Raw genomic sequence first — 22,640 nt, 5'->3', positions numbered from 1 at the left:
CCGGTCAGGTGGTGAGAGCGGCGAGGGCCGTCAGGAGGCGGTCCACGTCGTCGGCGCTGGTGTAGGGCGCGAGGCCGACGCGGACCGCACCCTCGTCGCCCAGGCCCAGGTGGCGCGAGGCCTCCAGCGCGTAGAAGGTGCCGGCGGGCGCGTCGACCCCGCGCTCGGCGAGCCGCCGGTACACCTCGGCCGGGCTCAGACCCGCCACGGTGAACAGCAGGGTGGGCGTGCGCCGCGCGGCACGGGAGTGGACGGTGATCCCGCCGAGGTCCGCCAGCCCTGCCTCGATCCGCCGGCGCAACGCGTCCTCGTGCGTCTCCAGGGCGGCGAAGGAGGCGACGAGCCGCTCCCTGCGGCCGCCGTGCGCGTCCGGTTCCAGACCGGCGAGGAAGTCCACCGCGGCACGGGTACCGGCCAGCAGTTCGTAGGGCAGCGTGCCCAGCTCGAACCGCTCGGGGACGGCGTCGCTGGAGGGCAGCAGCTTGTCCGGGCGCAGTGTCTCCAGGAACTCGGGCCGCGCCGCCAGCACGCCCAGGTGCGGACCGAGGAACTTGTACGGCGAGCAGACCAGCGTGTCCGCGCCGAGCGCCGCCGGGTCGACGACCGCGTGCGAGGCGTAGTGCACGGCGTCCACGTGCAGCAGCGCGCCGACTCCGTGCGCCAGACGGGCGACGGCCGGCAGGTCGGGCATGGTGCCGATCAGGTTGGAGGCGGCCGTCACGGCGACCAGCCGGGTGCGTGGGGACAGTACCGCCTCGACGTGCTCGGGAAGCAGCTCCCCGGTGGCCGGGTCGAAGTCCGCCCACCGCACGCTCGCGCCCACCGCCTCGGCCGCCTGGATCCAGGGCCGGATGTTGGAGTCGTGGTCGAGGCGGGTGACGACCACCTCGTCCCCGGGCCCCCAGGCCTTCGCGAGCGTCCGGGACAGGTCGTAGGCGAGCTGGGTGGCGCTGCGGCCGAGGACGACCCCCCGCGGCTCGGTGCCCAGCAGGTCGCCGAGCGCGCTGCGGGTGTCCGCGACGATGCCGTCCGCGTTGCGCTCGCCCTCGGTCGTCCGGCCCCGGTTGGCCAGCGGGTTGGCCAGCGCCTCGCCGATGGCGTCGATCACCGGCTGCGGGGTCTGGGTGCCGCCCGGCGCGTCGAAACGGGCGGAGCCGGACTTCAGAGCGGGTATCTGCGCGCGGATCGCGTCGACGTCGAGGGCCATGTGCACTCCAACCAACCGAAGGCGGAAACTCCGTCCTCATGATCGCAGCCGGGCCGCCTTCGGAACAGACGGGGCGGTCGGGCGGGGCCGCGGGAGCCGCACCGCGGGCCCGGATGCCGGGCCGCCCGCCGAAGGGGGAGTGCACGGCGGGCGGCCGGTCCGTCCGGGCGCGGTCAGGGAACGAGTACGACCGTCTTGCCGGGCAGCCGTCCGGCGCCGGCGTCCTCGTGCACGGCGGCCAGCCCGGCCACCGGGCGGCGCGCGGCGACGTGCAGCCGGAGCTTGCCCGCGTCCACCTTGGCCACCAGCTCGGCCAGCTGGGCTCCGTCGCTCCGGACCCACAGGCTCGCGCTCCGCACGCCCCGGGCGGGATCCTCGGGAACCGGGCCGGCCGTGCTCGCCGCGACCCCGCCGTCGGCGACGTACTCCGTCAGCCGCGCCAGCTCCTCGGGGGAGACGCGGACGTGGTTCACCACAACTTGGAACGGACCGCCCACGGCGGCCGGGTCCGCGGCGAGGTCGAGGGGGCCGGCGACGCGGTCCGCGCCGTAGCCCCGGAGGCGGTCGGCGTGCGTCGGCGCGTCCACCGCGGTCACCTTCGCGCCCGCGTCGACGGCGAGCTGCACGACGAGGCTGCCCACCGCACCCCCCGCCCCATTGACCAGGACGGTCTGTCCGGGTTTCAGCTCGGCGAGTTCGAACACCGTCTGCCAGGCCGCCAGACCGGTCAGCGGCAGCGCGGCCGCGTCGGCGAGCTCGGTCGTCCGGGGGGCCGCGGTGAGGGACGCGGCCGGGGCGAGCACGTACTCGGCGGCGCCTCCGGCGGAGTCGAGGGGCAGCATCGCCACGACCCGGTCGCCCACCTCCGGGCCTGTGACGCCGGCGCCGAGTTCGGCGACGGTGCCCGCCAGGTCGATCCCCGGCACGTAGGGGAGCGCGATCGGAATCATCTCGGCCAGGACACCGGCGCGGATGTGGTCGTCGACGGGGTTGAACGACGTGGCCGCCACACGCACCAGCACCTGCCCGGTGCCGGGGACCGGACGGTCGACATCCTCGTAGCGCAGGACGTCGCTGCTGCCGAACTCGTGGAAACGTATGGCCTTCATGGCACTTCCTCAGGGTGTGTCCGACGTCTTCGAACAGGGCTTCATCGGCTTCTTTGCTTGCCCAGGCAAGTATTTTCACTTGCCTGGGCAAGTGAGAAGCTAGCCCATGTCGACTTGCCCAGGCAAGTGATTCAGGTTGCCCGGGCAAGTATGATGAGGCTCATGGACACCCAGTCACCCTGGCTCGACGACGACCAGCAGGACCTGTGGCAGGCGCTGCGCACGGTCGTCATCGCCCTCCCGGCAGCCCTCGACCGCCAGTTGCAGCGCGACGCGGGCATCTCCAACTTCGAGTACGGGGTGCTGGCCCAGCTGTCCATGGCAAAGGAGGCCACGATGCGCCTCAGCGACCTGGCCCGGGTCAGCGACAGCACCCAGCCCCGGCTGTCGAAGGTGATGGACCGCTTCGAAGCCCGGGACTGGGTCGCCCGCCGCCCCGACCCCGGAGACGGCCGGTACACCCTCGCCACCCTCACCGACGCCGGCCGGCAGAAGCTCGTCGAGAGCGCGCCGGAACACGTCGCGCAGGTGAAGCGGCTCGTGTTCGATCCGCTGACCGCCGCTCAGCGCCGCCACCTCGGGACCGCGCTCACCCGCATCGCCGCGACCGTGCGCGAGGAACTCGACTGAGGCGCGGGGCGCCGTCGCCTCAGGACCCCTCCTCCGCCACCGGCTCCTTCTCGCGCCCGCCCGGGTGCCGGTGACGCCAGATCCAGAAGACCGCGCAGGACAGCAGGGCCCATCCGCCCAGCACCAGGAACGGGAACACGTGCTGATGGCCCTGGAAGTACACCGCCGTGTGCTGCGCGTTGACCGAGGCGCCCGGCGGCAGCCACTGGCCGATCACCCCCAGCGGGGACGGCAGCAGCGGCCACGACACCGCGCCGCCGGACGAGGGATTGCCGAGGAGCACCATCAGCCCCCAGGTCGGCAGCATCGCCCAGCGCCCGAACAGGGTGTTGAACATGGAGAAGACCATGCCGGAGGTGAACAGGGTGAGCGCCAGGATCAGCCACGACTCCGCGAACGGCAGGTCGAGGGCGTCCAGCAGCCAGTCCACCGTCGCGGCGATGGCGAAGCCGCCGAGCAGCGCGTAGGCCATCGTGAACAGGATGCGCTCGAAGGGGACCAGTGACCGCGCGTGCACGCTGAGCTGGATCGCCCCGACGAAACCGATGATCACCGCGGCCAGGGAGATGTAGAAGATCGCCAGCCCGCGCGGGTCGCCCTCCTGGAGGGGGTTGATGTCCCGGACGGTGACCCGGACGCCCGTCTTCCGGCCCACGGCCGGTGCCGCGTCGGACAGGACTTCGGCGACCGAGGCGCCCGACGCGCTGGACAGGTCGAGGACGGCGGTCCGACCTCCTTCGCGCAACTCGAAGATCGCGAAGACCTCCTGGTCCTCCAGCGCCCCGACCGCCGCGGACCGGGTGTCGTAGGTGTGCACCTTCACCGAGGCGTTCAGCGCCTGCTCCAGGCCGTCCAGAAAGGCCCGGCTGCGGGCCTCGTCGTACGAGCCGACCACCGCTGTCGGGATCGAGCGCGGCGTCGGGTCCGCCATCGAGTAGGTGTACGAGCCCGCGAAGAGACCGGCAGCGGCGGCGAGGATCAGCACCAGCACCGTGGCCGGCCAGAACGGCGACTGCCGGAACGTGGACCAGCGCCGCCCGCGGGTCGGAGACCTGCCGTGGGCGCCGTGGGACATGTGGGCCATGATCCGGACGTTTCCACAGCCGGAGGGAAAGGGCACCAGGAGCGCCCTCGCCCGGGGGTGCACGGAGCGTGAGGGCCGTGGCCCCGGACCGAGCGAGGGATGTCGCCGAACGGGGGCCCCGGGCGCGGCCCGCCATGCCCTGACACTTCTTGGGTCTCCGGCCCCCGCAGCGACTACCCGGGGCCGACGGCGGTGTGCGGCGCCGTCGTCGCCGAGTAGACCGACCGCACGCCCGGGACCGGGGCGGCGGCCGCCGCGGCCAGCGCCGCCGCCGCGCTGGCGATGCCCACCACGGCGCCCGCGGCGACGTCGCCGGGATAGTGGACGCCGGTGTGGACCCGGGCGTAACCGACGGCGCTCGCCAGTGCGCCCAGGGGGACGGCGGCGGCGGGCAGGACGACACCGACGGCCGTGGCGAAGGCGACCGCCGCGGCCGTGTGGCCCGACGGGAAGGACGCCGACGCGGGCATGGGCACGTACCGGTCCACCGTCACCCGCGCCGACTCCCGGTCCGGCCGCGCCCTGCGCACCAGCCGCTTGCCCAGCAGGTTCGTCGAGGCCGAGGCCACGGCGACCGCCCCGGCCCCGACGAGCGCGGCCCGGCGCGCCCGCGCACCGCTGAGGGCGAGGGCGGCGGCGATCCCGAGGGAGACCTTCGAATGGTCCGCGGCGTGGGAGAGGCGGCGCAGCGCCCGGTCGAGCGTGGGCGTGGAGGTGGCGGCGACCGCCGCGTACAGCGCGCCGTCGACGGCACGCAGGTCACCGAGCACGGCGCTGAAGGCCCGGCCGGGGGCCCGTCGCGGGGCGGGCGGCGGGTCCGGCGGGCAGCCGGTGTCGTCGTCCCCGTCGGCTTGGGTCGGTTCGTTCATCGGCTCCTGCTCCGTGGGCCGGCCGGCCGGTGTACGTGGCGTGGTCCCTCGCCGCACCATCCTGGTCCGCCTCCGTGCCCGAGGCGCGGCGGCGGGGCCCGTCCGGGGGACGTGGGCCGCCCGTGGCACGGGGCCGGGGACCGCGCGTGGAAACGGGGTTGGGGACCGCGCGTGGAACGGCCGCCGGGCGGACGCGCGGCCGACGCCGCGCCCGGCGTGCCGGGTGAACGCTCAGCCCGCGGCCCGGAAGGACCGCAGGCGCAGCGAGTTGGCGACGACGAAGACCGAGGAGAAGGCCATGGCCGCACCGGCGATCATCGGGTTGAGGAGTCCGGCCGCGGCGAGCGGCAGCGCGGCGATGTTGTAGGCGAAGGCCCAGAACAGGTTGGACTTGATCGTGCCCAGCGTCCTGCGGGCCAGCCGGATCGCGTCGGCGGCGGCGCGCAGGTCGCCGCGGACCAGGGTGAGGTCGCCGGCCTCGATGGCGGCGTCGGTGCCGGTGCCCATGGCGAGCCCCAGGTCGGCCTGGGCGAGCGCGGCGGCGTCGTTGACGCCGTCGCCGACCATCGCGACCGAACGCCCCTCGCTCTGAAGGCGCTTGACGACGTCGACCTTGTCCTGCGGCAGCACCTCGGCGAAGACGGCCCCGGGTTCGATGCCGACCTCGCGGGCGACCGAGGCGGCCACGGCACGGTTGTCCCCGGTCAGCAGTACCGGCGTCAGCCCCAGGGCGCGCAGTCGGCCGATCGCCTCGGCGCTGGTCTCCTTCACCGCGTCCGCGACCTCCAGGACCGCCCGCGCCTCCCCGTCCCAGGCGACGACGACCGCGGTCCGCCCGGACGTCTCCGCCTCGCCCTTGGCGCGGGCCAGGTCCGCCGGGAGGGTCATCGCCCACTCGGCGAGCAGCCGCTCCCGGCCGACGAGGACCGCGTGGCCGTCGACGACGCCCTGCACGCCGAGGCCCGGGACGTTGGCGAAGTCCTCGGGGGTGGGCAGGGCGCTCCCCAGCCGCTCCAGCGCCCCGTCGGCGATCGCGCGGGCGACCGGGTGCTCGGAGGCGTGCTCCAGCGCACCGGCCAGGCGCAGGACGTCGTCCTCCTCGGCGGCACCGGCGGTGTGCACGGCGAGCAGGGTCATCCGGCCGGTGGTGACGGTGCCGGTCTTGTCGAGGACGACGGTGTCGACCCTGCGGGTGGACTCCAGCACCTCGGGCCCCTTGATGAGGATGCCGAGCTGGGCGCCCCGGCCGGTGCCGACCATGAGCGCGGTGGGAGTGGCCAGCCCCAGGGCGCAGGGGCACGCGATGATCAGGACGGCGACGGCGGCCGTGAACGCGGCGGTGGGTCCCGACTCGTTGCCGAGCCAGAAGCCCAGGGTGGCCAGCGCCAGGGCGATGACGACGGGGACGAAGACACCGGAGACGCGGTCGGCGAGGCGCTGTGCCGCGGCCTTGCCGTTCTGCGCGTCCTCGACCAGCCTCGCCATCCGGGCCAGTTGCGTGTCGGCGCCGACGCGGGTCGCCTCGACCACCAGCCGGCCGCCCGCGTTCAGGGTCGCGCCCGTGACGCCGTCGCCCACGCCGACCTCGACGGGGACCGACTCGCCGGTGAGCATCGAGGCGTCCACCGCGGAGGAGCCCTCCACGACCGTGCCGTCGGTGGCGATCTTCTCGCCGGGGCGGACCAGGAAGCGGTCGCCCACGGCCAACTCGGCCGTCGGAACCGTCCGTTCCCGGCCGTCGGGGCCCAGGACCGTGACCTCCCTCGCGCCCAGTTCCAGCAGGGCCTTCAGCGCGGCGCCGGCCTTGCGCTTGGCGCGTGCCTCGAAGTAGCGCCCGGCGAGGAGGAAGGCGGTCACCCCGGCTGCCGCCTCCAGGTAGATGTTCCCCGAGCCGTCACCGCGGGCGATGGTCAGCTCGAAGGGGTGGGTCATGCCGGGCGTGCCCGCGGTGCCGAGGAACAGGGCCCACAGCGACCACAGGAACGCCGCCGACGTGCCCACCGAGATCAGCGTGTCCATGGTGGCCGCACCGTGCCGGGCGTTGGTGAGGGCCGCCCGGTGGAAGGGCCACGCGGCGTACGTCACCACGGGCGCCGCGAGCGTCAGCGACAGCCACTGCCAGTACTCGAACTGCAGCGCCGGCACCATCGCCATCGCGATGACGGGCACGGCGAGCAGTACGGCGGTGACCAGCCGCTGCCGCAGGGGCCGCAGCGCGTCGCCGTCCCCGGGGGGAGCGGCCGGCTCGGTGCCGGGCGCGGGCTCGGCGCGCACCGGCTCGGGCTCGTGGGCCGTGTATCCCGTCGCCTCGACCGTGGCGACCAGGTCCGGTACGGACACCTCGCCCCCGTAACTGACCTTGGCCTTCTCCGTCGCGTAATTGACGGTGGCGCTGACCCCGTCCATCCGGTTGAGCTTCTTCTCGATCCGGGCGGCACATGAGGCGCAGGTCATGCCGCCGATGGCGAGTTCCACCTCGGCCGGTGCGCTGGTCGTGCTGGTGGTCATGGCTGCTCCTGACGCGTGCGCGGCGTGTGCTGGGTGGCATATACGGGGAGGGGGTATCTCCACTCCGCATTCATGTATACCCATAGGGGGTATCTGACGCAAGTGTTCGTCCCGCTTGACTAGGTACCCCCTAGGGGTATTGTGAGATGCAGGAAGAGCCTCTGCTCGCCGTCGAGCCAGAGGCCCGGAACCCGAGGAGACGACCGTCATGCGCACCGGACTGAGGATCACCGCCTTCGCCGCCGCACTAGCCGCGACCTTCGGCACCGCGTACGGCGTGGGCAGGGGAGTGGACCCCGTCGTGGAGGAGAGCGCGCCGCCCGCGCCCCACGACGAGCACGGCGGGCCGGCGCCCCGGGAGCCGGAGGGTGGCGGCCACGAGGGTCATGAGAGCACCCCGCCCGGTGGGCTCCAGGTCTCCGAGAAGGGCTACACCCTCGATCTCGCCACCCCGCGCGTCAGCGCCGGTGAGCGTCAAGAGCTGCGCTTCACGGTGCGGGACGCGAGCGGCGGGGCCGTCACCGCGTACCAACGCGAGCACGACAAGGAACTCCACCTCATCGTGGCCTCACGCGACCTGGTCACCTACCGCCACCTGCACCCCGCCCGCGCCGCCGACGGCACCTGGAGCACGCCCGTCGACCTGCCTCGCGCGGGCGGCTACCGCGTCTTCGCCGACTTCACCCCAGCGCGCAAGGGCGCCGAGAACCTCACGCTCGGCGCCGACCTCGCCGCCTCCGGCCGTTACGAGCCCGCGCGCATGCCCGCCCTCAACGGCACCGCCAGGGCCGACGGTTACCACGTCGAGCTCGCCGGATCCCTGCGCCCCGGCAAGGCGAGCGAGCTGAAGTTCGAGGTGTCCCGCGACGGCGAACCCGTCAACGACCTCCAGCCCTACCTCGGCGCCTACGGTCACCTCGTCGCCCTGCGCTCCGGTGACCTCGCCTACCTGCACGTCCACCCCAACGGCGAGCCCGGCGACGGGACCACCAGGCCCGGCCCGGGCATCTCCTTCACGGCCACCGCGCCCAGCGACGGCACGTACCGCCTCTTCCTGGACTTCCGGCACCGGGGCGAGGTCCACACCGCCGCCTTCACCGTGCGGGCAGCCGGTGCGGCGCCGGACGCGTCGGAACCGGCGCCCTCCTCGCCGACCGAACACGGCGACGAGCACGGCGACGAGCACGGGCACTGACGCTCCGGCGAACCGCTCCTACGCGCCGGCCGTGACGACCCGGACCCCCGCCTCCTCGAACCGGCGCACCAGCTCCGGGTCGGCCGAGGCGTCCGTGACCAGCGTGTCCACCGACTCGGTCGCGCAGATCCGGGCGAACGCCCGCCGGCCCAGCTTGCTGGCGTCGGCGGCCACCACCACACGCTCGGCGCGCTCGCACAGCACCCGGTTGATCGCCGCCTCCGCCTCGTCGTGCGCCGCCGCACCGTGCTCGGCGTCGAAGGCGACGACACCCAGCACGGCGACATCGAGCGTCACCTGGCCCAGCACGCCGTCCGCGAGCGGCCCGATCAACTCGTACGACTGCGCCCGGGCCACCCCGCCGGTCACCACGATCTTGAACTGCGGCCGGACGGCCAGCTCGTTGGCGATGTTGAGCGCGTTGGTGACCACCGTCAGCGCGGGCGTCCCGGCGGCCAGGTCGGCGCGCACGGCCAGGGCGCGCGCCACCTCCGTGGTGGTCGTCCCCCCGGTCAGTCCCACCGCCTCCCCGGGCGCCACCAGGGCCGCGACCGCCTGCGCGACGTACTGCTTCTCCGAGGCGCGACGGGCGGTCTTGTAGCGCAGCGGCAGCTCGTACGACACCCCGTGCACGACCGCGCCACCGCGCGTGCGCACGAGCATCTGCTGCTCGGCGAGCCGGTCGAAGTCACGGCGGATCGTCGCGGCCGAGACCTCCAGCTCGGTCGCCGCCTCCTCGACGTCCAGCCGGCCCCGCTCCACGAGCAGTTCCAGCAGCGCCTTCCAGCGGGCGTCGCGCGACATCCGCGCCTCCGTTCCTCGATCTCCGCCGACCCTAGCGCACGGTCCACTTCCTCGGATTGCTTGATTGTGCTCGAAAGCTCGCTATATCTTGCAGGAACAATCAGATCGGTCGATCGGGGAGTGTGCGGCATGACGCATGTCGAGGACGAACTCAACAGCCAGCCCGAGTGCTGGACGCGGGCCGCCGCGGAGGCGGCGGGGCACACGGCGGCGCTGCCCGCGGCGGGCGAGCGGGTGGCCGTCGTCGGCTGCGGCACCTCGTACTTCATGGCGCAGTCGGTGGCGGCGCTGCGCGAGGGCGCGGGCCAGGGCGAGACGGACGCGTTCGCCGCCTCGGAGTTCCCCCGGGGACGCGCGTACGACCGGGTCGTCGCCCTCACCCGCTCCGGCACCACCACCGAAGTGCTGGAGCTGCTCGCGGAGTTGAAGGGCAGCGCCCGAACCGTCGCGATCACCGCGGACCCCAGGACGCCGGTCATGGCCGCCGCGGACGACGTGGTCGTCCTCGACTTCGCCGACGAACGGTCGGTCGTCCAGACCCGGTTCGCGACCACCGCCCTCACCCTGCTCCGCGCCCACCTGGGCCTGCACAGCGACGCGGTCGTCGCCGACGCCCGCACGGCGCTCGCCGCCGCGCTTCCCGAAGGGCTGGTGGAGCGCACCCAGTTCACCTTCCTCGGCCGGGACTGGACCGTCGGACTGGCCAACGAGGCCGGACTCAAGATGCGCGAGGCGTCCCTCTCCTGGACCGAGGCCTACCCGGCGATGGAGTACCGACACGGGCCCATCAGCATCAGCACCGCCGGCACGGCCACCTGGATGTTCGGCGAGGCCCCCGAGGGGCTGGCCGACCAGGTCCGCGACACCGGCGCGATGTGGGTGCCGGGGGAGCTGGACCCGCTCGCCGAACTGGTCCGGGCCCAGCGGCTCGCGGTCGCCGTCGCCGCCGCCCGCGGCCTCGACCCGGACCGCCCGCGCCACCTCACCCGCTCGGTGATCCTCGCCCCCTGACGCCGCCGCGCGCACCGCCGCGCGCACCCGACACCCGCCCCGAGCCCGCCCCCGACACCCGTGCCCCGACGCCCGGGAAGGGAGAGACCGTGCCCCTCGCCAGCACCGGCGACCTGGTCGGCCGCGCCGCGGCCGCACGCTCCGCCGTAGCCGCCTTCAACGTCATCACCCTGGAACACATCGAGGCCGTCGTCGCCGGCGCCGAGTCCGTGCGCATGCCCGTCGTGCTCCAGGTCAGCGAGAACGCCGTGAAGTACCGCTACGGCCGCCTGCGGCCCCTGGCCGCCGCGGCCGTCGCCGCCGCCGAGGGCGCGGCCGTGCCCGTCGCCCTGCACCTCGACCACGTCCAGAGCGACGGCCTGCTGCGCCAGGCCCGGGACGCCGGGTTCAGCTCCGTGATGTACGACGCCTCCCGGCTGACGTACGCGGAGAACCTCGCGGCCACCCGGGCCGCCGTCGGCTGGGCGCACGCCCAGGGGCTCTGGATCGAGGCAGAACTGGGGGAGGTCGGCGGCAAGAACGGCGCGGCGCCCCTCGACGCCCACGCCCCGGGCGCGCGCACCGACCCCGCCGAGGCCGGCGCCTTCGTCGCCGAGTCCGGCGTGGACGCCCTGGCCGTCGCCGTCGGCAGCTCGCACGCCATGACCAGCCGCACCGCGGCCCTCGACCACGACCTGCTGAAGGCACTGTCCAGCGCGCTGGACGTCCCGCTCGTCCTGCACGGCTCCTCCGGCGTCCCGGACGCCGAACTCGCCGCGGCCGTCGCGGGCGGCATCGCCAAGGTCAACGTCGGCACCGCCCTCAACATCGCCATGACCGGCGCGATCCGGGAGCACCTCGCCGCCCGCCCCGACGCGGTCGACTCGCGCGGCTACCTCACCGCCGGAAGGGAGGCCATGGTGCGGACGGTGGCGACGATCATCCAGGTGGTCGGCGCTACGTCCTGACGGCCCTCAGCACCACGAACCGGCTGTCGCTCGCCACCAGGTCAGCGTTGCCGAACAGGCGCTTCAGCTTGACGTGGTAGCCCAGGTGCCGGTTGCCGACCACCCACAGCTCGCCGCCGGGGCGCAGCACGCGCCGCGCCCCGGTGAACATCCGCCACGCGGTGGCGTCGGTGGTCGCCTGGTGGGAGTGGAAGGGCGGGTTGTTGAGCACCAGGTCGACACTGCCGTCGGGCACCCCGGCCAGCCCGTCGCCCACCCGGAACTCGGCCTGTCCCGTCGCCCCGTTCGCCTTGTACGTCGCCTCCGCTGAGGCCGCGGCCTGGAACGACTCGTCGGTGAACAGCACCTCCGCCCCGGGGTCGGCCAGCGCCATCGCCGTACCGACCACGCCGTTGCCGCAGCCCAGGTCCACCACCCGGCGGGCGCCACCGGCCGTCGGCAGGTGCTGGAGGAAGAACCGGGTGCCGACGTCCAGCCGGTCGGCGCAGAACACGCCGGCGTGGTTGACGACGGCCCGGCCGGAGAGCAGCGGTCCGACGTCGTCGGGGAGCCGGTAGGTGAGCGGCCACGGGTTGGCCGGCCGCCGCAGGGCGGGGTCGGGCGTGGCGAAGATCAGCCGGGCCTTCTTCACGGCCAGCGAGGTCCTGGTCGGGCCCACGATCCGCTCGAACAGCCGGAGCGTCGAGGTGTGGATCTCCTTGACCATCCCGGCGCCGACGACGACCGTGCCCTCGTGCAGCGCGGGCGCCAGCCGCAGCAACTGGTCCTCCAGCAGCGCCAGGCTCTTGGGCACCCGCACCAGCAGCACGTCGACGCGGTCCGGCGGAGGGTCCTGCGTGGTCAGCAGGCGCACGGAGCCCGGCTCCGCGCAGGCCCGCTCCAGGTTGACGCGAGTCGCCTCCCGCCCGAGGTGGGAGTCGGTGATCTGCACCGGCCGGTGCCCCGCCAGCGCCGTCACCAGCGCTCCCCAGCGGTCCCCGAGCACCACCACCGTGCCGGTCAGCGGCACCTCCCGCTCCGCGAGGTGCCCGAGCAGGTACTCGTCGGAGGCGTCCCAGGCCCGGAGCCGGTCGCGCGGGTCCTCGGGGAAGCGGGTCAGCACCTGCTCGCCCCATGGCGTCGTCATACGGTCACTGCGGTCGTTCATCGTGCGCCCAGGCTAACCGAGCCGCAGCTCAGGCCCCCCTCGCGCGGACCGGGCGGCGTCGCGGGCAGGATGGGGACATGGACTCCGAGCTGTTCCCCAGGAGCCGTACCGAGACCGCGCCCGGTGCCGTCCACGTGCCGGACTGGCTGGCGCCCGGACGGCAGCGCGAGCTGCTGAGTGCCTGCCGCGAGTGGGCCCGCCCCCCGGCCGGACTGCGCACGGTCCACACTCCCGGCGGCGGCACCATGACCGCCCGGCAGGTCTGCCTCGGCTGGCACTGGCACCCGTACGCCTACGCCCGCACCGTCGTCGACGGCGACGGTGCGCCGGTGAAGCCCTTCCCGGCCTGGCTCGGCGAACTGGGCCGCGGTGCGGTGACCGACGCGCTGGGCGCCGGCGCCGCGGCGGACGCGCCGTACGACATCGCCCTGGTCAACTTCTACGACGCCGACGCCCGCATGGGCATGCACCGCGACGCCGACGAGCGCTCCGACGCGCCCGTGGTCTCCCTGAGCCTCGGCGACACCTGCGTCTTCCGCTTCGGCAACCCGGAGACCCGGACCCGCCCCTACACCGACGTCGAACTGCGCAGCGGCGACCTGTTCGTCTTCGGCGGCACCTCCCGGCTCGCCTACCACGGCGTGCCGAGGGTGCACCCGGGCACGGCACCGCCCGAGTTGGGGCTCACCGGACGGCTCAACATCACGCTCCGGGTCAGTGGCCTCTAGGCACCCCACACCTGCGGATCATGGGAGACTCCCCTCCATGAGCGGCAAGGCGGACCCCCGGGCGGCGGGGGAAGGGACCACCTCGAGGACGCGGCTGGAACGGGGGCGCGGCGCGCTCGGACCCGCGTTGGAGCTCGTGCACACCGGACGCGCCCCCACCAGGGCCGTCCTCACCGCGGAACTCGGCGTGACCCGGGCCACGGCCGGCGCCGTCGCCGCCGAACTGGAGGCGCTCGGCCTGATCCGGGTCGACGCGAGGCCCGGCGCGGCGGCCGGTTCGCAGGGCCGCCCCTCGCACCGCCTCGCGGTCGCCGAGGACGGTCCCGTCGCGCTCGCCGCGCAGGTCCACGCCGACGGCTTCCGCGCGGCCCTGGTCGGTCTCGGCGGCCGGATCGTCGCCACCGCACCCGGCTGCGAGGTCGTCGACGCCGACCCGGCGAAGGTGCTCGGCTCCGTCGTCGAGACGGGCGCGGAGCTGCTGCGGGAGACCGGGCGGCGCTGCGTCGGCGCGGGGCTCGCCGTGCCGTCCGCCGTCGCGGAACCGGAGGGCCTGGCCCTGAACCCGCTGCACCTGGCCTGGCCGGCGGGCGCGCCCGTGCGGCGGATCTTCGCCGAGCAGGTGCGCGCCGCCGGTATCGAGGGGCCCGCGTTCGCCGCGAACGACGTCAACCTCGCGGCCCTCGCCGAACACCGGCACGGTGCCGGGCGCGGAGCGCGCGACCTGCTGTGCGTGGCCACCGGCCACCGGGGCGTCGGCGGTGCCCTGGTCCTCGACGGCCGCCTGCACATGGGCAGTTCGGGTCTCGCCCTGGAGGTCGGCCACCTCGCCGTCAACCCCGAGGGCCGCCCCTGCCACTGCGGCAGCCGCGGCTGCCTCGACGTGGAGGCCGACCCGCTGGCCTTCCTCACGGCGGCCGGCCGCGAGCCGGGGCCGGAGGTGTCCCTGCTCCAGCAGTCCTACGACCTGATCCGCGACCACTACGCCGACCCGGCCGTCCGCACCGCCACCGAGGCCCTCATCGACCGCCTCGGCCTGGGTCTCGCGGGCCTGGTGAACATCCTGAACCCGGACCGCATCATCCTCGGCGGCCTCCACCGCGCCCTCCTCGACGCCGACCCCGAGCGGCTGCGCGCGGTCGTCGCCGACCGCAGCCTGTGGGGGCAGAGCGGCGGCGTACCCATCCTGCCGTGCAGTCTGGACCACAACAGCCTGGTCGGCGCGGCCGAGTTGGCCTGGCAGCCGGTCCTGGACGACCCGCTGGACGCGCTCGCCTAGGGGGTCGGCCGGGCGCCGCCGCTGGGGGCGTTGCTCAGGTCGACCACACAGAAGACGTTGCCGTCCGGGTCCGCGAGGACGACGAAGTCGGGGGCGGGCGGGTAGCGGTCCCAGTCGACCTTCCGCGCGCCGAGGCCGACCAGCCGCAGCACCTCCGCCCGCTGTTCCTCCGCCGAGTCCGTGTAGAGGTCCAGGTGGACGCGGGGGCGCGGCTCGGCCGGCGACTCGCTGCGCATCAGGCCGAGCGCCCGCCCGGAGCCGTCGGCGTGGTTCAGGGTGCGCCAAGTCGCGCTCCGCCACTCGTCCGTGGCGACCAGACCGAGCGCCGCGGTCCAGAACGCCTCCGCGCGGGGCACGTCCGTGACGCCGATGACGGGGACACCGAGTCTCAACATGGTCCGAGCCTACGTACCGCGCGCAGCGTACTGCGCGATCCCGTGGCCGAGCGACCAGTCGGCGGACGTGTTCTCGGTCAGGGTGACGAAGACGTTCCGGGGTTCGGTACCCGCGTAGGTCTCGGCGAGTTCGGCGATCCGGCGGTACAGCGCCTGCTTGCGCTCGCTCGTCCGGCCCGCCCGGAGGGTGATCGCCACGAAGACGATGCCCTCGTCCCGGTGCACCCCGAGATAGTCGTCGTACCGCAGCGCGCCGCGGGCGCCGTCGTGTCCGGTGAGGACCTGGAAGCGGTCGTCGTGCGGGATCCCGAGCGTCTCGACCAGGGCGTCGTGGACGGCACGGCCGAGCGCGTCGAGGCGGTCGGCGTCGGTGCCGTGGGCGTCTATGCGGACGAAGGGCATGCGGGCATCTCCCGTTCGGGCGGGAGGGGTTCGGCGTCTGGAGGTTCGGCGCATGGACGTCAGCGGGCGGCGTGGTGGGCCCGCGACGGCCCCTCGAAGGGCAGGTGGTCGTGCGCGTCGCGTACGCGGACGGCGCTCACCACTGGCGCCCCCGGGGCAGCCGCTCCCGCTCCGGTGCCGAGATGTGCAGCACCTGGAAGACGTCGCCCGCCACCCCGTCCGGCGCCTCGTCGGCGTGCAGCGAGAAGTGGACCAGCTCCCATCGGCCGGTGTCCACGACCGCCGCCGCGAGCAACACGCCGTCCCCGGCCGCCAGTCGCCCGGTCTCCCGCACCGCCTCCGCCGCCCACTCCGACAGGGGCACCCCCTCCGGTACCGGCCGCCGGCGTCGTACGGCCACCCGCGCGGGGGAGTGGGCGGCGCCGCCCTCCTCGTAGGCCAGGCCCGTCCACTGCCGGACCGCGGGCCGGCCGAAGTCGTCGGCGGGCCGCTGGAAGGCGCCCTCCCAGAGGAAGGAGTTCATGCCCTCCACGGTGCGCCACAGGTAGAACGGCGCGTACTGGTTGACCGGCGAGCCGTGCACCCCGCGCTCCCGCATCAGATACGCCTTGGCACCTAGACCGGGCCAGTCGTCGAGGAGGTGCCCGGTGCGGGCGACCCGTTCCCGGACGACGTCCATCGCGTAGTCGGCGGGCAGGGTGAACTCGTACTGCATGGCGTGCATCGGCGGGGCTCCTCACCGGGCGGGGGCGTCGTGCGGGGACAGCAGGGCCAGCAGTCCCCGGACCGCTGCGTCGAACGCGGTGGGGGAGCCGGACGCGCGGGCGAGGACGTAACCGCCCTGGACGGTCGCGACGACGGCCGCCGCGGTCTCCTCGCCGTCCAGTGAGGGCGCGAACTCGCCCTGCGCCCTGCCCTCCTCGACGATCCGGGCGATGCGCTCCCTGAGCCAGTCGAGCGTCTCGTCGACGGGTGCGCGCAGGGCGTCGTCGGCGATCACGTCCGGGTCCATGGTCAGCCGCCCCACCGGGCAGCCGCGCAGCACCTCGCGCTCGCGCCGCAGATAGCCCGCGATCCGCTCGTACGGCGTGCCCGGACCGTCCAGCACCCCCGCGGCGGTGGCCCGCATCTCGTCGGCGGTCCGCCGGATCGCGGCCAGCGCGAGATCGGGCTTGCCCTTGAAGTGGTGGTACATGCTGCCCTGTCCGGCGCCGGCCCGCTCCAGGATCGCCTTGGGGCTGGTCCCCACGTACCCCCGTTCCCACAACAGCTCGCGGGTGGACTCGATCAGCCGCTCCGAGGTGCTCATGCATCCACTGTACATACTAGTAGTTACAGAGATCGAGGCGCAGGACACCCTAAGTTGGCGGGGGAGGAAGCAGGCCCGGACGGCGTACGTACTCCCCGCGGGGTACGCACACTGCCGCTGGCCGTACGACGACCGGGACCCGCCTCGGGGACGACGCTCGAAAGCGACACGAACGACACCGCCACCGAGGAGTTGGACGACATGGAGACCCTGGCACACTTCGGCGACGGCGGGCCCGGCCCCTGGATCCTGCTCTTTCCGCTGATCTGGGCGCTGGTCATCGGCGCCGGCATCACCCTGCTCCGCCGCACCGTGTGGCGCGGGCGCCGCGGACCCGGACGGTCCACCGTCGAGGACAACTCGCCCATCACCGTACTCGGCCACCGCTTCGCCTCCGGCGAGATCGACGAGGACGAGTACTGGCGCCGGCTCTCCGTGCTGGACGAGCAGTTCGGCCGGACCCGCAAGGGTGGTGCGGCATGACCACGACGACCGTCACCGGGGCCGCCGCCCGGGTCGTCGACGCCGTGAAGGTGTACGGCGGTGGCGACACCGCCGTACGCGCCCTGGACGGGGTGAGCGTGCACTTCCCGGCCGGCCGCTTCACGGCGATCACGGTGCCCTCGGGCTCCGGCAAGTCGACCCTGATGCACTGCGCCGCCAGACTGGACACGCTCACCTCGGGCACCGCCCGCATCGGCGACACCGACCTGAGCACCCTCGACGACCGACGCCTCACACTGCTGCCCCGCGACCGGGTCGGCTTCGTGTTCCAGGCCTACAACCCCCGACGCTGACCGTCGCCGAGAACATCACCCTCCCGCTCGACCTGGCGGGCCGCCGCGGCGACACCGAGTGGGTCGACGCGCTGATCGACGTCGTCGGACTGCGCGACCGCCTCCACCACCGGCCGGCCGAACTCTCGGGCGGCCGGCAGCAGCGCGTCGCCGTGGCCCGTGCCTTCGCCGGGCAGCCGGACGTGGTCTTCGCCGACGAACCCACCGGAAACCTCGACTCCCGCTCCGGAGGCGAGTTCGCGGGCGACGTCGCCGTCAGCGCCCCCGTCCTTCGGCGCGAGCGGCAGCGGCCTCAGTCCGCGACTGGCCGACGCCGTCCAGCGGCTGCCGGGGGTGGACACCGCCGTCGGCCTCGGCCGGGGCGTCGCGGAAGTCGAGGGGGAGGGGCGGGCGTTGACCGTCACGGACCCGGTCGCGCTGGAGCGCACCTTCGACCTGGGCACCGTGCACGGGTCACTCGGCTCCCTCGGCACGGACGGCATCGCGATCACGGAGAGCGAGGCGGCGAAGCGAGGGCTGACCACCGGCGACACGGCACGCCTGACCTTCACCGACGGCCGCGCCGAGACCTTCACCGTCCGCGCCCTCTACGGGCAGTCCGAACTCGTCGGCGACCACGTCATCACCCGCGCCGCCTGGGCTCCCCACCGCACGCAGGACTCCGACATGCTGGTGGCCGTCGCCCTCGCGGACGGCGTGTCCACGAACGCCGGCAAGGCGGCCGTGGCACAGGTCGCCGACCGGTACGGCAACCACCGGCCGAGGACTGCGCGTACTCGTCGCGCGTCTGCACCTCGGGGGGTGTAGGTCCCGCGCGCACGCGCGCCTCGGATGTTCCACGCGGGCTACGGCGTGGGGCACCCCGCACGGGCACGCTCCCCGCGGGCACGGGCACGGGCACGGGCACGGGCACGGGCACGGGCATGGGCATGGGCACGAGCACGAGCACGGGGCCGGACACGGGCACCGGCACCCACACCCCCACCCCCACCGAACCCACCGGGTACCGGACCCGCACCGCACGGCCCCCGGCAGCGAAGGGTCACCGCCCGGTCAGCCGGCAACGGCCGACCGGGCGGGAGCGGGTTGGGGGCTGCCCAGATCGACCGCGTGCTCGGTCTCCGCGAACACGGCGGCCGGTACCTCCTCGACCAGGCGGCGCGGCGGGCGCGCGGCGGTGACCGGAGCCAGGCCGCCGCACGTCGGCAGCGTGAACCAGACGACCTTGCCGGACTCGCCGTCCGGCCGGGCGCCCCAGCTCTCGCTCATCGCCGCCACCATGGCGAGCCCGCGCCCGCAGGTGGCGAGGGGCTCGGCGTCGTCCACGACGGGCAGGCGCGGATCGTGGTCGCGCACCGAGACGGTGAGCCGCTCCAGCAGCAGCTCTATCTCCACGGTGCAGGTCTTGTCCGGCCGGGCGTGCAGGTGGACGTTGGTCAGCAGCTCCGTCACGCCGAGCGAGGCCCGGTCGATCAGGGAGTGCATATGCCAGTAGCGCAATTGCGCAGATACGATTCTGCGGACCTGGCCGATCCGCGACGGCAGGGCTTGCAGCTCCACCGTGCAGTGTCTGCTTGGGTGAGTGATCACGGCTGCGACTCCCCGACATAGAGGTCCGGAAGAACACGGAGTTCGGATCCAGCAGGGCGCACGCGGCGCGCCGCCGCCTGCTGTCATGGCCGGCGGGCTGGTTCGCAGCGTTATCGCCGGTAAACCCAGAGTGACGTGAGACCAGCGTGACGCAAGGGGTGAGGCACCGCAACTTACGGACATCTCAACGGTGATGTCCGGCCGCCCTGTGCACGGCCTCGATGAAACGGCGGGCCGCGGGCGGGCCCGGCTCACCCGGCGCGGGGTCCCGCTCGCCGAGCGTCAGCAGGTACCGCTTGCCGTTGAGGTCGGCGAGGGCCCGGTCGTGCGGGCCGAACCAGGGGCGCGAGGCCCGTACCGCCTGCACCGGCGCGCTGTCGATCTCACTGCCGTAGCTGGTGAGCAACTCGACCCTGCCATCGCTGATCCGGACCGTCCCGGCCCGGGTGAGTGAGCGCAGCCGTTTGCCGATCCGCACTCCCGTGGCCCTGAACTCCGGGTCCGCCATGCCGTCGCCCCCTCGCGCGCGCGTCGGTCGTCCCACCCGCTGGCAGTCTGCCCGCACCGCGCGTCGAGCACCAGTACGCACCCTCTCTTTCCGGGGTCGTCCGGAGCACTCGCGCGAATGCGCCCCCACCGCGCGTGCCGACGTGCCCCAGGGGTGCCTTTGAGCCGCCCAAAGGTGTGTTTATGCAGGTGAGAAGCGTGTGGAAGATGTCTATGATCGAGGCGTCGGCCGCCCGGCACGCCGTCGGCGCGCAGCGTAAGGAGCCTCCTCGTGAGCACCACCCCGCAGACCCGCACCGGCGCCACCCTGGACGTCGACCACAGCGACGCCGGCTATCGGGCATGGCTGAAAGAGGCCGTGCGCAAGGTCCAGGCCGATGCGAACCGCTCGGCCGACACCCACCTGCTCCTCTTCCCGCTCCCCGAACGGTGGGGCATCGACCTCTACCTCAAGGACGAGTCGACCCACCCGACCGGCAGCCTCAAGCACCGCCTGGCCCGCTCGCTCTTCCTCTACGGCCTGTGCAACGGCTGGATCCGCCCCGACCGTCCGGTGATCGAGGCGTCCAGCGGCTCCACGGCCGTCTCCGAGGCGTACTTCGCGAAACTGGTCGGCGTGCCCTTCGTCGCCGTGATGCCGCGCACCACGAGCACGGAGAAGATCCGCCTGATCGAGTTCCACGGCGGACGGTGCCACTTCGTGGACGACTCCCGCCGGATGTACGAGGAGTCCGCCCGTCTCGCGGCCGAGACCGGCGGTCACTACATGGACCAGTTCACCTACGCCGAACGTGCCACCGACTGGCGCGGCAACAACAACATCGCCGAGTCGATCTTCAGGCAACTGCGGCTGGAACGGTTCCCCGAACCGGCGTGGATCGTCGCCACGGCCGGCACCGGAGGCACCTCGGCGACGCTCGCGCGCTATGTGCACTACATGCAGTACGACACCCGGGTCTGTGTCGCCGATCCGGAGAACTCCTGTTTCTTCGAGGGCTGGACCACCGGCGATCCGGACGTCGCCTGCGACCGCGGCTCACGGATCGAGGGCATCGGCAGGCCCCGGATGGAACCGAGCTTCGTGCCCGGCGCGATCGACCGCATGATGAAGGTCCCGGACGCGGCGAGCGTCGCGGCCGTCCGCGCCCTGGAGCAGGCCATCGGCCGCAAGGCGGGCGGTTCCACGGGCACCGGGCTGTGGAGCGCGCTGAAGATCGTCGCCGAGATGGTGGCCGCGGGACGCCGGGGCAGCGTCGTGACGCTGCTGTGCGACCCGGGGGACCGGTACCTCGACAAGTACTACTCGGATGCCTGGCTCGCCGAACAGGGCCTCGACATCGGCCCGTACACGACCGCGATCGAGACGCTGCTGCGCACGGGCACCTGGCCCGACTGACTCCCGCCGGACGGGCCCTAGGACCGGGTCAGCCGCCGGTCCAGCGCGGTGACCGCCCCCCGGAAGGACCGCGCCAGCCCGGGGCGTGCCCGGCCCAGCACGAAACGGAACAGGGCCGTACCGTCCGCCGCGAAGGTCCACCGCACGCGCGTGCCCGTCCCGGCCGGCGCCAGCCGCCACTCCTCGGCCATCGCCCGGGCGCCGGGCGCGTTGGTGACGTCCACGCGATAGGCGTACACCTCGGGCAGCTCCGCCGTCAGGACCGTCTCGACGAAGCGCGTCCCGCCCCGGAGCCGGACCTCGCGCCCCGCGTCCTCACCGATGGGCCGGGCGAACGTCACCGCCGAGAACCACGTGGGCCAGCCCGCCACGTCCTCGGCGAGCGCGCGGAAGACCGCGTCGGGAGCGGCGGAGATCTCCCGCGCGAAGACCAGACGCACCGGCGCCGTCTCGACGAAGTCGAGACCCACCGGACGCAGACGGTGAGCCATGGACACAACCCCCTTGTACGCGGCGGCGCATGCGGACGATCGGCCGAGTGGCGCCACCATAGCCGGGGGTGCGTCCGGTGTCAGCGGGGCCTGACGGGAGGGACCCGGCACGCGAGGCGCGGGGCGTCACGGACGCCGGGCCGGGAGCGACGCGCGGAGTCCGCGTGTCCGGATCAGTCGGTCGTCGGCTCCGGCTCGCCCGCCACGACCAGCCCGAGGTGCTCGGCGACCTCCGCGCGGGCGTCCGCCGACAGGCCGCCGTCGGTCACCAGCGTGTCCACCTGCTCCAGCGTCGCGAAGGAACTCAGGCCCACGACACCCCACTTGGTGTGGTCCGCGACCACCACGACCCGCCGCGCCGACTGCACCAGCCGCCGGTTGGTCTCGGCCTCCGCCAGGTTCGGCGTGGACAGGCCGGCCTCGGTCGATATTCCGTGCACACCGAGGAAGAGCACGTCGAAGTGGAGCGTGGCGATCGCCTGGTCGGCCACCGGGCCCACCAGCGAGTCCGAGGGTGTGCGCACACCGCCGGTGAGCACCACCGTGGCCGCGCCCGGCCGGGTCCCCGAGGTGCGCTGCGCCACGTGGAACACGTCGGCCACCCGCACCGAGTTCGTGACCACCGTCAGGTCCGGCACGTCCACCAGCCGGTGCGCGAGCGCGTACGTCGTCGTACCGCCGGACAGGGCGATCGCGGCACCCGGCGCGACCAGCTCGGCCGCGGCCCGGGCGATGTCCTCCTTGGCCGTCGGCTCCAGACCCGACTTGGCCTCGAAGCCCGGCTCGTGCGTGCTCGCCTCCGCCACCGGGACCGCGCCGCCGTGCACCTTCTCCAGCACACCCTGCCGGGCCAGCGCGTCCAGGTCACGACGGACCGTCATGTCCGACACGCCGAGCTTGCGGGTCAGCTCGTTGACCCGGACTCCGCCCCGGCGGCGCACCTCGTCGAGGATCAGGGCGCGCCGCTGCTCCGCGAGGAGGTTCGGATTCTCACTCACGTACGCTTCGGTCCTTTCGCCGCAAACCGTCCGACCCGCCGCCGCACGCGCTCTGATGAGGACTTCTCCCCGCACCCGTGCGCGGACGTCCCATCCTCGCACGCCGCACCGCCGGCCGCGCCACCGCCCGCCCGTCGCGCACATGTCACCCCTGTCTCGTCATGGCATCACTCGTCACACGGTTCGGGGAGATTCCGTGCCGAAGGGTGTGCGGAGCCCGTCGAACGGAGATCCTTGTGC

At 73.9% G+C, this 22,640-nt stretch carries 24 protein-coding genes and 1 pseudogene; 10 read left to right on the top strand and 15 right to left on the bottom strand.

Annotation, left to right across the window (positions count from 1 at the left end):
• Window positions 1–4: 4 nt before the first annotated feature.
• On the bottom strand, window positions 5–1,207 hold the full coding sequence (locus tag OIE75_RS04340) for a cysteine desulfurase-like protein (RefSeq protein ID WP_329469615.1): 1,203 nt from the start codon (window positions 1,205–1,207) through the stop codon (window positions 5–7).
• 173 nt (window positions 1,208–1,380) lie between these two features.
• A complete protein-coding gene (locus tag OIE75_RS04335; RefSeq protein WP_329469613.1) occupies window positions 1,381–2,316 on the bottom strand; it encodes an NADP-dependent oxidoreductase in 936 nt (311 codons plus the stop codon).
• 162 nt (window positions 2,317–2,478) lie between these two features.
• On the opposite strand from OIE75_RS04335, the gene OIE75_RS04330 reads away from it, so the two are divergent.
• Window positions 2,479–2,946 carry a MarR family winged helix-turn-helix transcriptional regulator gene (locus tag OIE75_RS04330; protein WP_307009807.1) on the top strand — a complete coding sequence of 156 codons (468 nt, stop codon included), beginning with the start codon at window positions 2,479–2,481 and terminating at the stop codon, window positions 2,944–2,946.
• Window positions 2,947–2,965: 19 nt separating this feature from the next.
• On the opposite strand, the gene OIE75_RS04325 is transcribed toward OIE75_RS04330, so the two are convergent.
• From OIE75_RS04325 to OIE75_RS04315, 3 genes are all read right to left on the bottom strand, one after another.
• Window positions 2,966–4,030 (bottom strand): ABC transporter permease, encoded by a 1,065-nt coding sequence (locus OIE75_RS04325; RefSeq protein WP_307009806.1) that lies wholly within the window; start codon window positions 4,028–4,030, stop codon window positions 2,966–2,968.
• Window positions 4,031–4,203: 173 nt separating this feature from the next.
• On the bottom strand, window positions 4,204–4,899 hold the full coding sequence (locus OIE75_RS04320; protein ID WP_329469610.1) for a phosphatase PAP2 family protein: 696 nt from the start codon (window positions 4,897–4,899) through the stop codon (window positions 4,204–4,206).
• A 231-nt stretch (window positions 4,900–5,130) separates the two neighbouring features.
• Entirely contained in the window at window positions 5,131–7,407 is a 2,277-nt protein-coding gene (locus OIE75_RS04315; protein ID WP_329469608.1) for a heavy metal translocating P-type ATPase, read from the bottom strand.
• 208 nt (window positions 7,408–7,615) lie between these two features.
• Here OIE75_RS04315 and OIE75_RS04310 point away from each other — a divergent pair, with 208 nt between their 5' ends.
• Complete coding sequence (locus OIE75_RS04310; RefSeq protein WP_329469606.1) at window positions 7,616–8,602, top strand: hypothetical protein; 987 nt, start codon at window positions 7,616–7,618, stop codon at window positions 8,600–8,602.
• An 18-nt stretch (window positions 8,603–8,620) separates the two neighbouring features.
• On the opposite strand, the gene OIE75_RS04305 is transcribed toward OIE75_RS04310, so the two are convergent.
• Complete coding sequence (locus tag OIE75_RS04305; protein WP_329469604.1) at window positions 8,621–9,406, bottom strand: DeoR/GlpR family DNA-binding transcription regulator; 786 nt, start codon at window positions 9,404–9,406, stop codon at window positions 8,621–8,623.
• A gap of 129 nt (window positions 9,407–9,535) precedes the next feature.
• On the opposite strand from OIE75_RS04305, the gene OIE75_RS04300 reads away from it, so the two are divergent.
• A complete protein-coding gene (locus OIE75_RS04300; protein WP_329469603.1) occupies window positions 9,536–10,417 on the top strand; it encodes an SIS domain-containing protein in 882 nt (293 codons plus the stop codon).
• Between the two features lie 89 nt (window positions 10,418–10,506).
• On the top strand, window positions 10,507–11,364 hold the full coding sequence (locus OIE75_RS04295; RefSeq protein ID WP_329469602.1) for a class II fructose-bisphosphate aldolase: 858 nt from the start codon (window positions 10,507–10,509) through the stop codon (window positions 11,362–11,364).
• On the opposite strand, the gene OIE75_RS04290 is transcribed toward OIE75_RS04295, so the two are convergent.
• Window positions 11,354–12,490, bottom strand: a complete 1,137-nt coding sequence (locus tag OIE75_RS04290) for a methyltransferase (protein WP_307017738.1) — start codon at window positions 12,488–12,490, stop codon at window positions 11,354–11,356. The genes OIE75_RS04295 and OIE75_RS04290 overlap by 11 nt on opposite strands.
• A 98-nt stretch (window positions 12,491–12,588) precedes the next feature.
• Between OIE75_RS04290 and OIE75_RS04285 the strand changes: the two genes are divergently transcribed.
• Both OIE75_RS04285 and OIE75_RS04280 read left to right on the top strand, forming a co-directional pair.
• Entirely contained in the window at window positions 12,589–13,239 is a 651-nt protein-coding gene (locus tag OIE75_RS04285; RefSeq protein ID WP_329469601.1) for an alpha-ketoglutarate-dependent dioxygenase AlkB family protein, read from the top strand.
• 37 nt (window positions 13,240–13,276) lie between these two features.
• The gene (locus tag OIE75_RS04280; protein WP_307009789.1) at window positions 13,277–14,515 is read left to right on the top strand and encodes an ROK family protein; all 1,239 of its coding nucleotides are present in this window, start codon (window positions 13,277–13,279) and stop codon (window positions 14,513–14,515) included.
• Here OIE75_RS04280 and OIE75_RS04275 read toward each other — a convergent pair.
• From OIE75_RS04275 to OIE75_RS04260, 4 genes are all read right to left on the bottom strand, one after another.
• Window positions 14,512–14,910: a VOC family protein gene (locus tag OIE75_RS04275; protein ID WP_329469599.1), complete on the bottom strand. Its 399-nt coding sequence runs from the start codon at window positions 14,908–14,910 to the stop codon at window positions 14,512–14,514. The two genes, OIE75_RS04280 and OIE75_RS04275, sit on opposite strands and share 4 nt — an antisense overlap.
• A gap of 9 nt (window positions 14,911–14,919) precedes the next feature.
• On the bottom strand, window positions 14,920–15,312 hold the full coding sequence (locus OIE75_RS04270; RefSeq protein ID WP_307009785.1) for a tautomerase family protein: 393 nt from the start codon (window positions 15,310–15,312) through the stop codon (window positions 14,920–14,922).
• A gap of 136 nt (window positions 15,313–15,448) precedes the next feature.
• Window positions 15,449–16,036, bottom strand: a complete 588-nt coding sequence (locus tag OIE75_RS04265) for a DUF4865 family protein (protein ID WP_329469596.1) — start codon at window positions 16,034–16,036, stop codon at window positions 15,449–15,451.
• A 12-nt stretch (window positions 16,037–16,048) separates the two neighbouring features.
• A complete protein-coding gene (locus OIE75_RS04260) occupies window positions 16,049–16,621 on the bottom strand; it encodes a TetR/AcrR family transcriptional regulator (RefSeq protein ID WP_307009781.1) in 573 nt (190 codons plus the stop codon).
• Between the two features lie 201 nt (window positions 16,622–16,822).
• On the opposite strand from OIE75_RS04260, the gene OIE75_RS04255 reads away from it, so the two are divergent.
• From OIE75_RS04255 to OIE75_RS04245, 3 genes and pseudogenes are all read left to right on the top strand, one after another.
• On the top strand, window positions 16,823–17,104 hold the full coding sequence (locus OIE75_RS04255; protein ID WP_329469595.1) for an SHOCT domain-containing protein: 282 nt from the start codon (window positions 16,823–16,825) through the stop codon (window positions 17,102–17,104).
• Window positions 17,101–17,663, top strand: a pseudogene (locus OIE75_RS04250) (ABC transporter ATP-binding protein); the annotation flags it as partial. The gene OIE75_RS04255 and the pseudogene OIE75_RS04250, both read left to right, overlap by 4 nt.
• A gap of 88 nt (window positions 17,664–17,751) precedes the next feature.
• On the top strand, window positions 17,752–18,225 hold the full coding sequence (locus OIE75_RS04245; RefSeq protein ID WP_443078479.1) for a hypothetical protein: 474 nt from the start codon (window positions 17,752–17,754) through the stop codon (window positions 18,223–18,225).
• A 246-nt stretch (window positions 18,226–18,471) separates the two neighbouring features.
• On the opposite strand, the gene OIE75_RS04240 is transcribed toward OIE75_RS04245, so the two are convergent.
• Both OIE75_RS04240 and OIE75_RS04235 read right to left on the bottom strand, forming a co-directional pair.
• Entirely contained in the window at window positions 18,472–19,008 is a 537-nt protein-coding gene (locus tag OIE75_RS04240; protein ID WP_307009777.1) for an ATP-binding protein, read from the bottom strand.
• Between the two features lie 184 nt (window positions 19,009–19,192).
• Complete coding sequence (locus OIE75_RS04235) at window positions 19,193–19,516, bottom strand: hypothetical protein (RefSeq protein ID WP_125494911.1); 324 nt, start codon at window positions 19,514–19,516, stop codon at window positions 19,193–19,195.
• Between the two features lie 270 nt (window positions 19,517–19,786).
• On the opposite strand from OIE75_RS04235, the gene OIE75_RS04230 reads away from it, so the two are divergent.
• Window positions 19,787–20,911, top strand: a complete 1,125-nt coding sequence (locus tag OIE75_RS04230) for a PLP-dependent cysteine synthase family protein (protein ID WP_329469591.1) — start codon at window positions 19,787–19,789, stop codon at window positions 20,909–20,911.
• A 17-nt stretch (window positions 20,912–20,928) separates the two neighbouring features.
• On the opposite strand, the gene OIE75_RS04225 is transcribed toward OIE75_RS04230, so the two are convergent.
• Both OIE75_RS04225 and OIE75_RS04220 read right to left on the bottom strand, forming a co-directional pair.
• Window positions 20,929–21,402, bottom strand: coding sequence for an SRPBCC family protein (locus OIE75_RS04225; protein ID WP_307009772.1), 474 nt, complete (start codon window positions 21,400–21,402; stop codon window positions 20,929–20,931).
• 173 nt (window positions 21,403–21,575) lie between these two features.
• Window positions 21,576–22,400: a DeoR/GlpR family DNA-binding transcription regulator gene (locus OIE75_RS04220; protein WP_329469590.1), complete on the bottom strand. Its 825-nt coding sequence runs from the start codon at window positions 22,398–22,400 to the stop codon at window positions 21,576–21,578.
• Window positions 22,401–22,640 lie beyond the last annotated feature (240 nt).

The organism is Streptomyces sp. NBC_01723 (assembly GCF_036246005.1).
Classification (GTDB): Bacteria; Actinomycetota; Actinomycetes; order Streptomycetales; family Streptomycetaceae; genus Streptomyces.
Note: the sequence above shows the minus strand (reverse complement) of the source record. Positions and strands in the feature narration are given on the sequence as shown.

Coding starts and splice junctions, on each gene's coding strand:
- OIE75_RS04340 (WP_329469615.1), bottom strand. CDS start 1,207: ATGGCCCTCGACGTCGACGCGATCCGCGCGCAGATACCCGCTCTGAAG.
- OIE75_RS04335 (WP_329469613.1), bottom strand. CDS start 2,316: ATGAAGGCCATACGTTTCCACGAGTTCGGCAGCAGCGACGTCCTGCGC.
- OIE75_RS04330 (WP_307009807.1), top strand. CDS start 2,479: ATGGACACCCAGTCACCCTGGCTCGACGACGACCAGCAGGACCTGTGG.
- OIE75_RS04325 (WP_307009806.1), bottom strand. CDS start 4,030: ATGGCCCACATGTCCCACGGCGCCCACGGCAGGTCTCCGACCCGCGGG.
- OIE75_RS04320 (WP_329469610.1), bottom strand. CDS start 4,899: ATGAACGAACCGACCCAAGCCGACGGGGACGACGACACCGGCTGCCCG.
- OIE75_RS04315 (WP_329469608.1), bottom strand. CDS start 7,407: ATGACCACCAGCACGACCAGCGCACCGGCCGAGGTGGAACTCGCCATC.
- OIE75_RS04310 (WP_329469606.1), top strand. CDS start 7,616: ATGCGCACCGGACTGAGGATCACCGCCTTCGCCGCCGCACTAGCCGCG.
- OIE75_RS04305 (WP_329469604.1), bottom strand. CDS start 9,406: ATGTCGCGCGACGCCCGCTGGAAGGCGCTGCTGGAACTGCTCGTGGAG.
- OIE75_RS04300 (WP_329469603.1), top strand. CDS start 9,536: ATGACGCATGTCGAGGACGAACTCAACAGCCAGCCCGAGTGCTGGACG.
- OIE75_RS04290 (WP_307017738.1), bottom strand. CDS start 12,490: ATGACGACGCCATGGGGCGAGCAGGTGCTGACCCGCTTCCCCGAGGAC.
- OIE75_RS04285 (WP_329469601.1), top strand. CDS start 12,589: ATGGACTCCGAGCTGTTCCCCAGGAGCCGTACCGAGACCGCGCCCGGT.
- OIE75_RS04280 (WP_307009789.1), top strand. CDS start 13,277: ATGAGCGGCAAGGCGGACCCCCGGGCGGCGGGGGAAGGGACCACCTCG.
- OIE75_RS04275 (WP_329469599.1), bottom strand. CDS start 14,910: ATGTTGAGACTCGGTGTCCCCGTCATCGGCGTCACGGACGTGCCCCGC.
- OIE75_RS04270 (WP_307009785.1), bottom strand. CDS start 15,312: ATGCCCTTCGTCCGCATAGACGCCCACGGCACCGACGCCGACCGCCTC.
- OIE75_RS04265 (WP_329469596.1), bottom strand. CDS start 16,036: ATGCACGCCATGCAGTACGAGTTCACCCTGCCCGCCGACTACGCGATG.
- OIE75_RS04260 (WP_307009781.1), bottom strand. CDS start 16,621: ATGAGCACCTCGGAGCGGCTGATCGAGTCCACCCGCGAGCTGTTGTGG.
- OIE75_RS04255 (WP_329469595.1), top strand. CDS start 16,823: ATGGAGACCCTGGCACACTTCGGCGACGGCGGGCCCGGCCCCTGGATC.
- OIE75_RS04235 (WP_125494911.1), bottom strand. CDS start 19,516: ATGGCGGACCCGGAGTTCAGGGCCACGGGAGTGCGGATCGGCAAACGG.
- OIE75_RS04225 (WP_307009772.1), bottom strand. CDS start 21,402: ATGGCTCACCGTCTGCGTCCGGTGGGTCTCGACTTCGTCGAGACGGCG.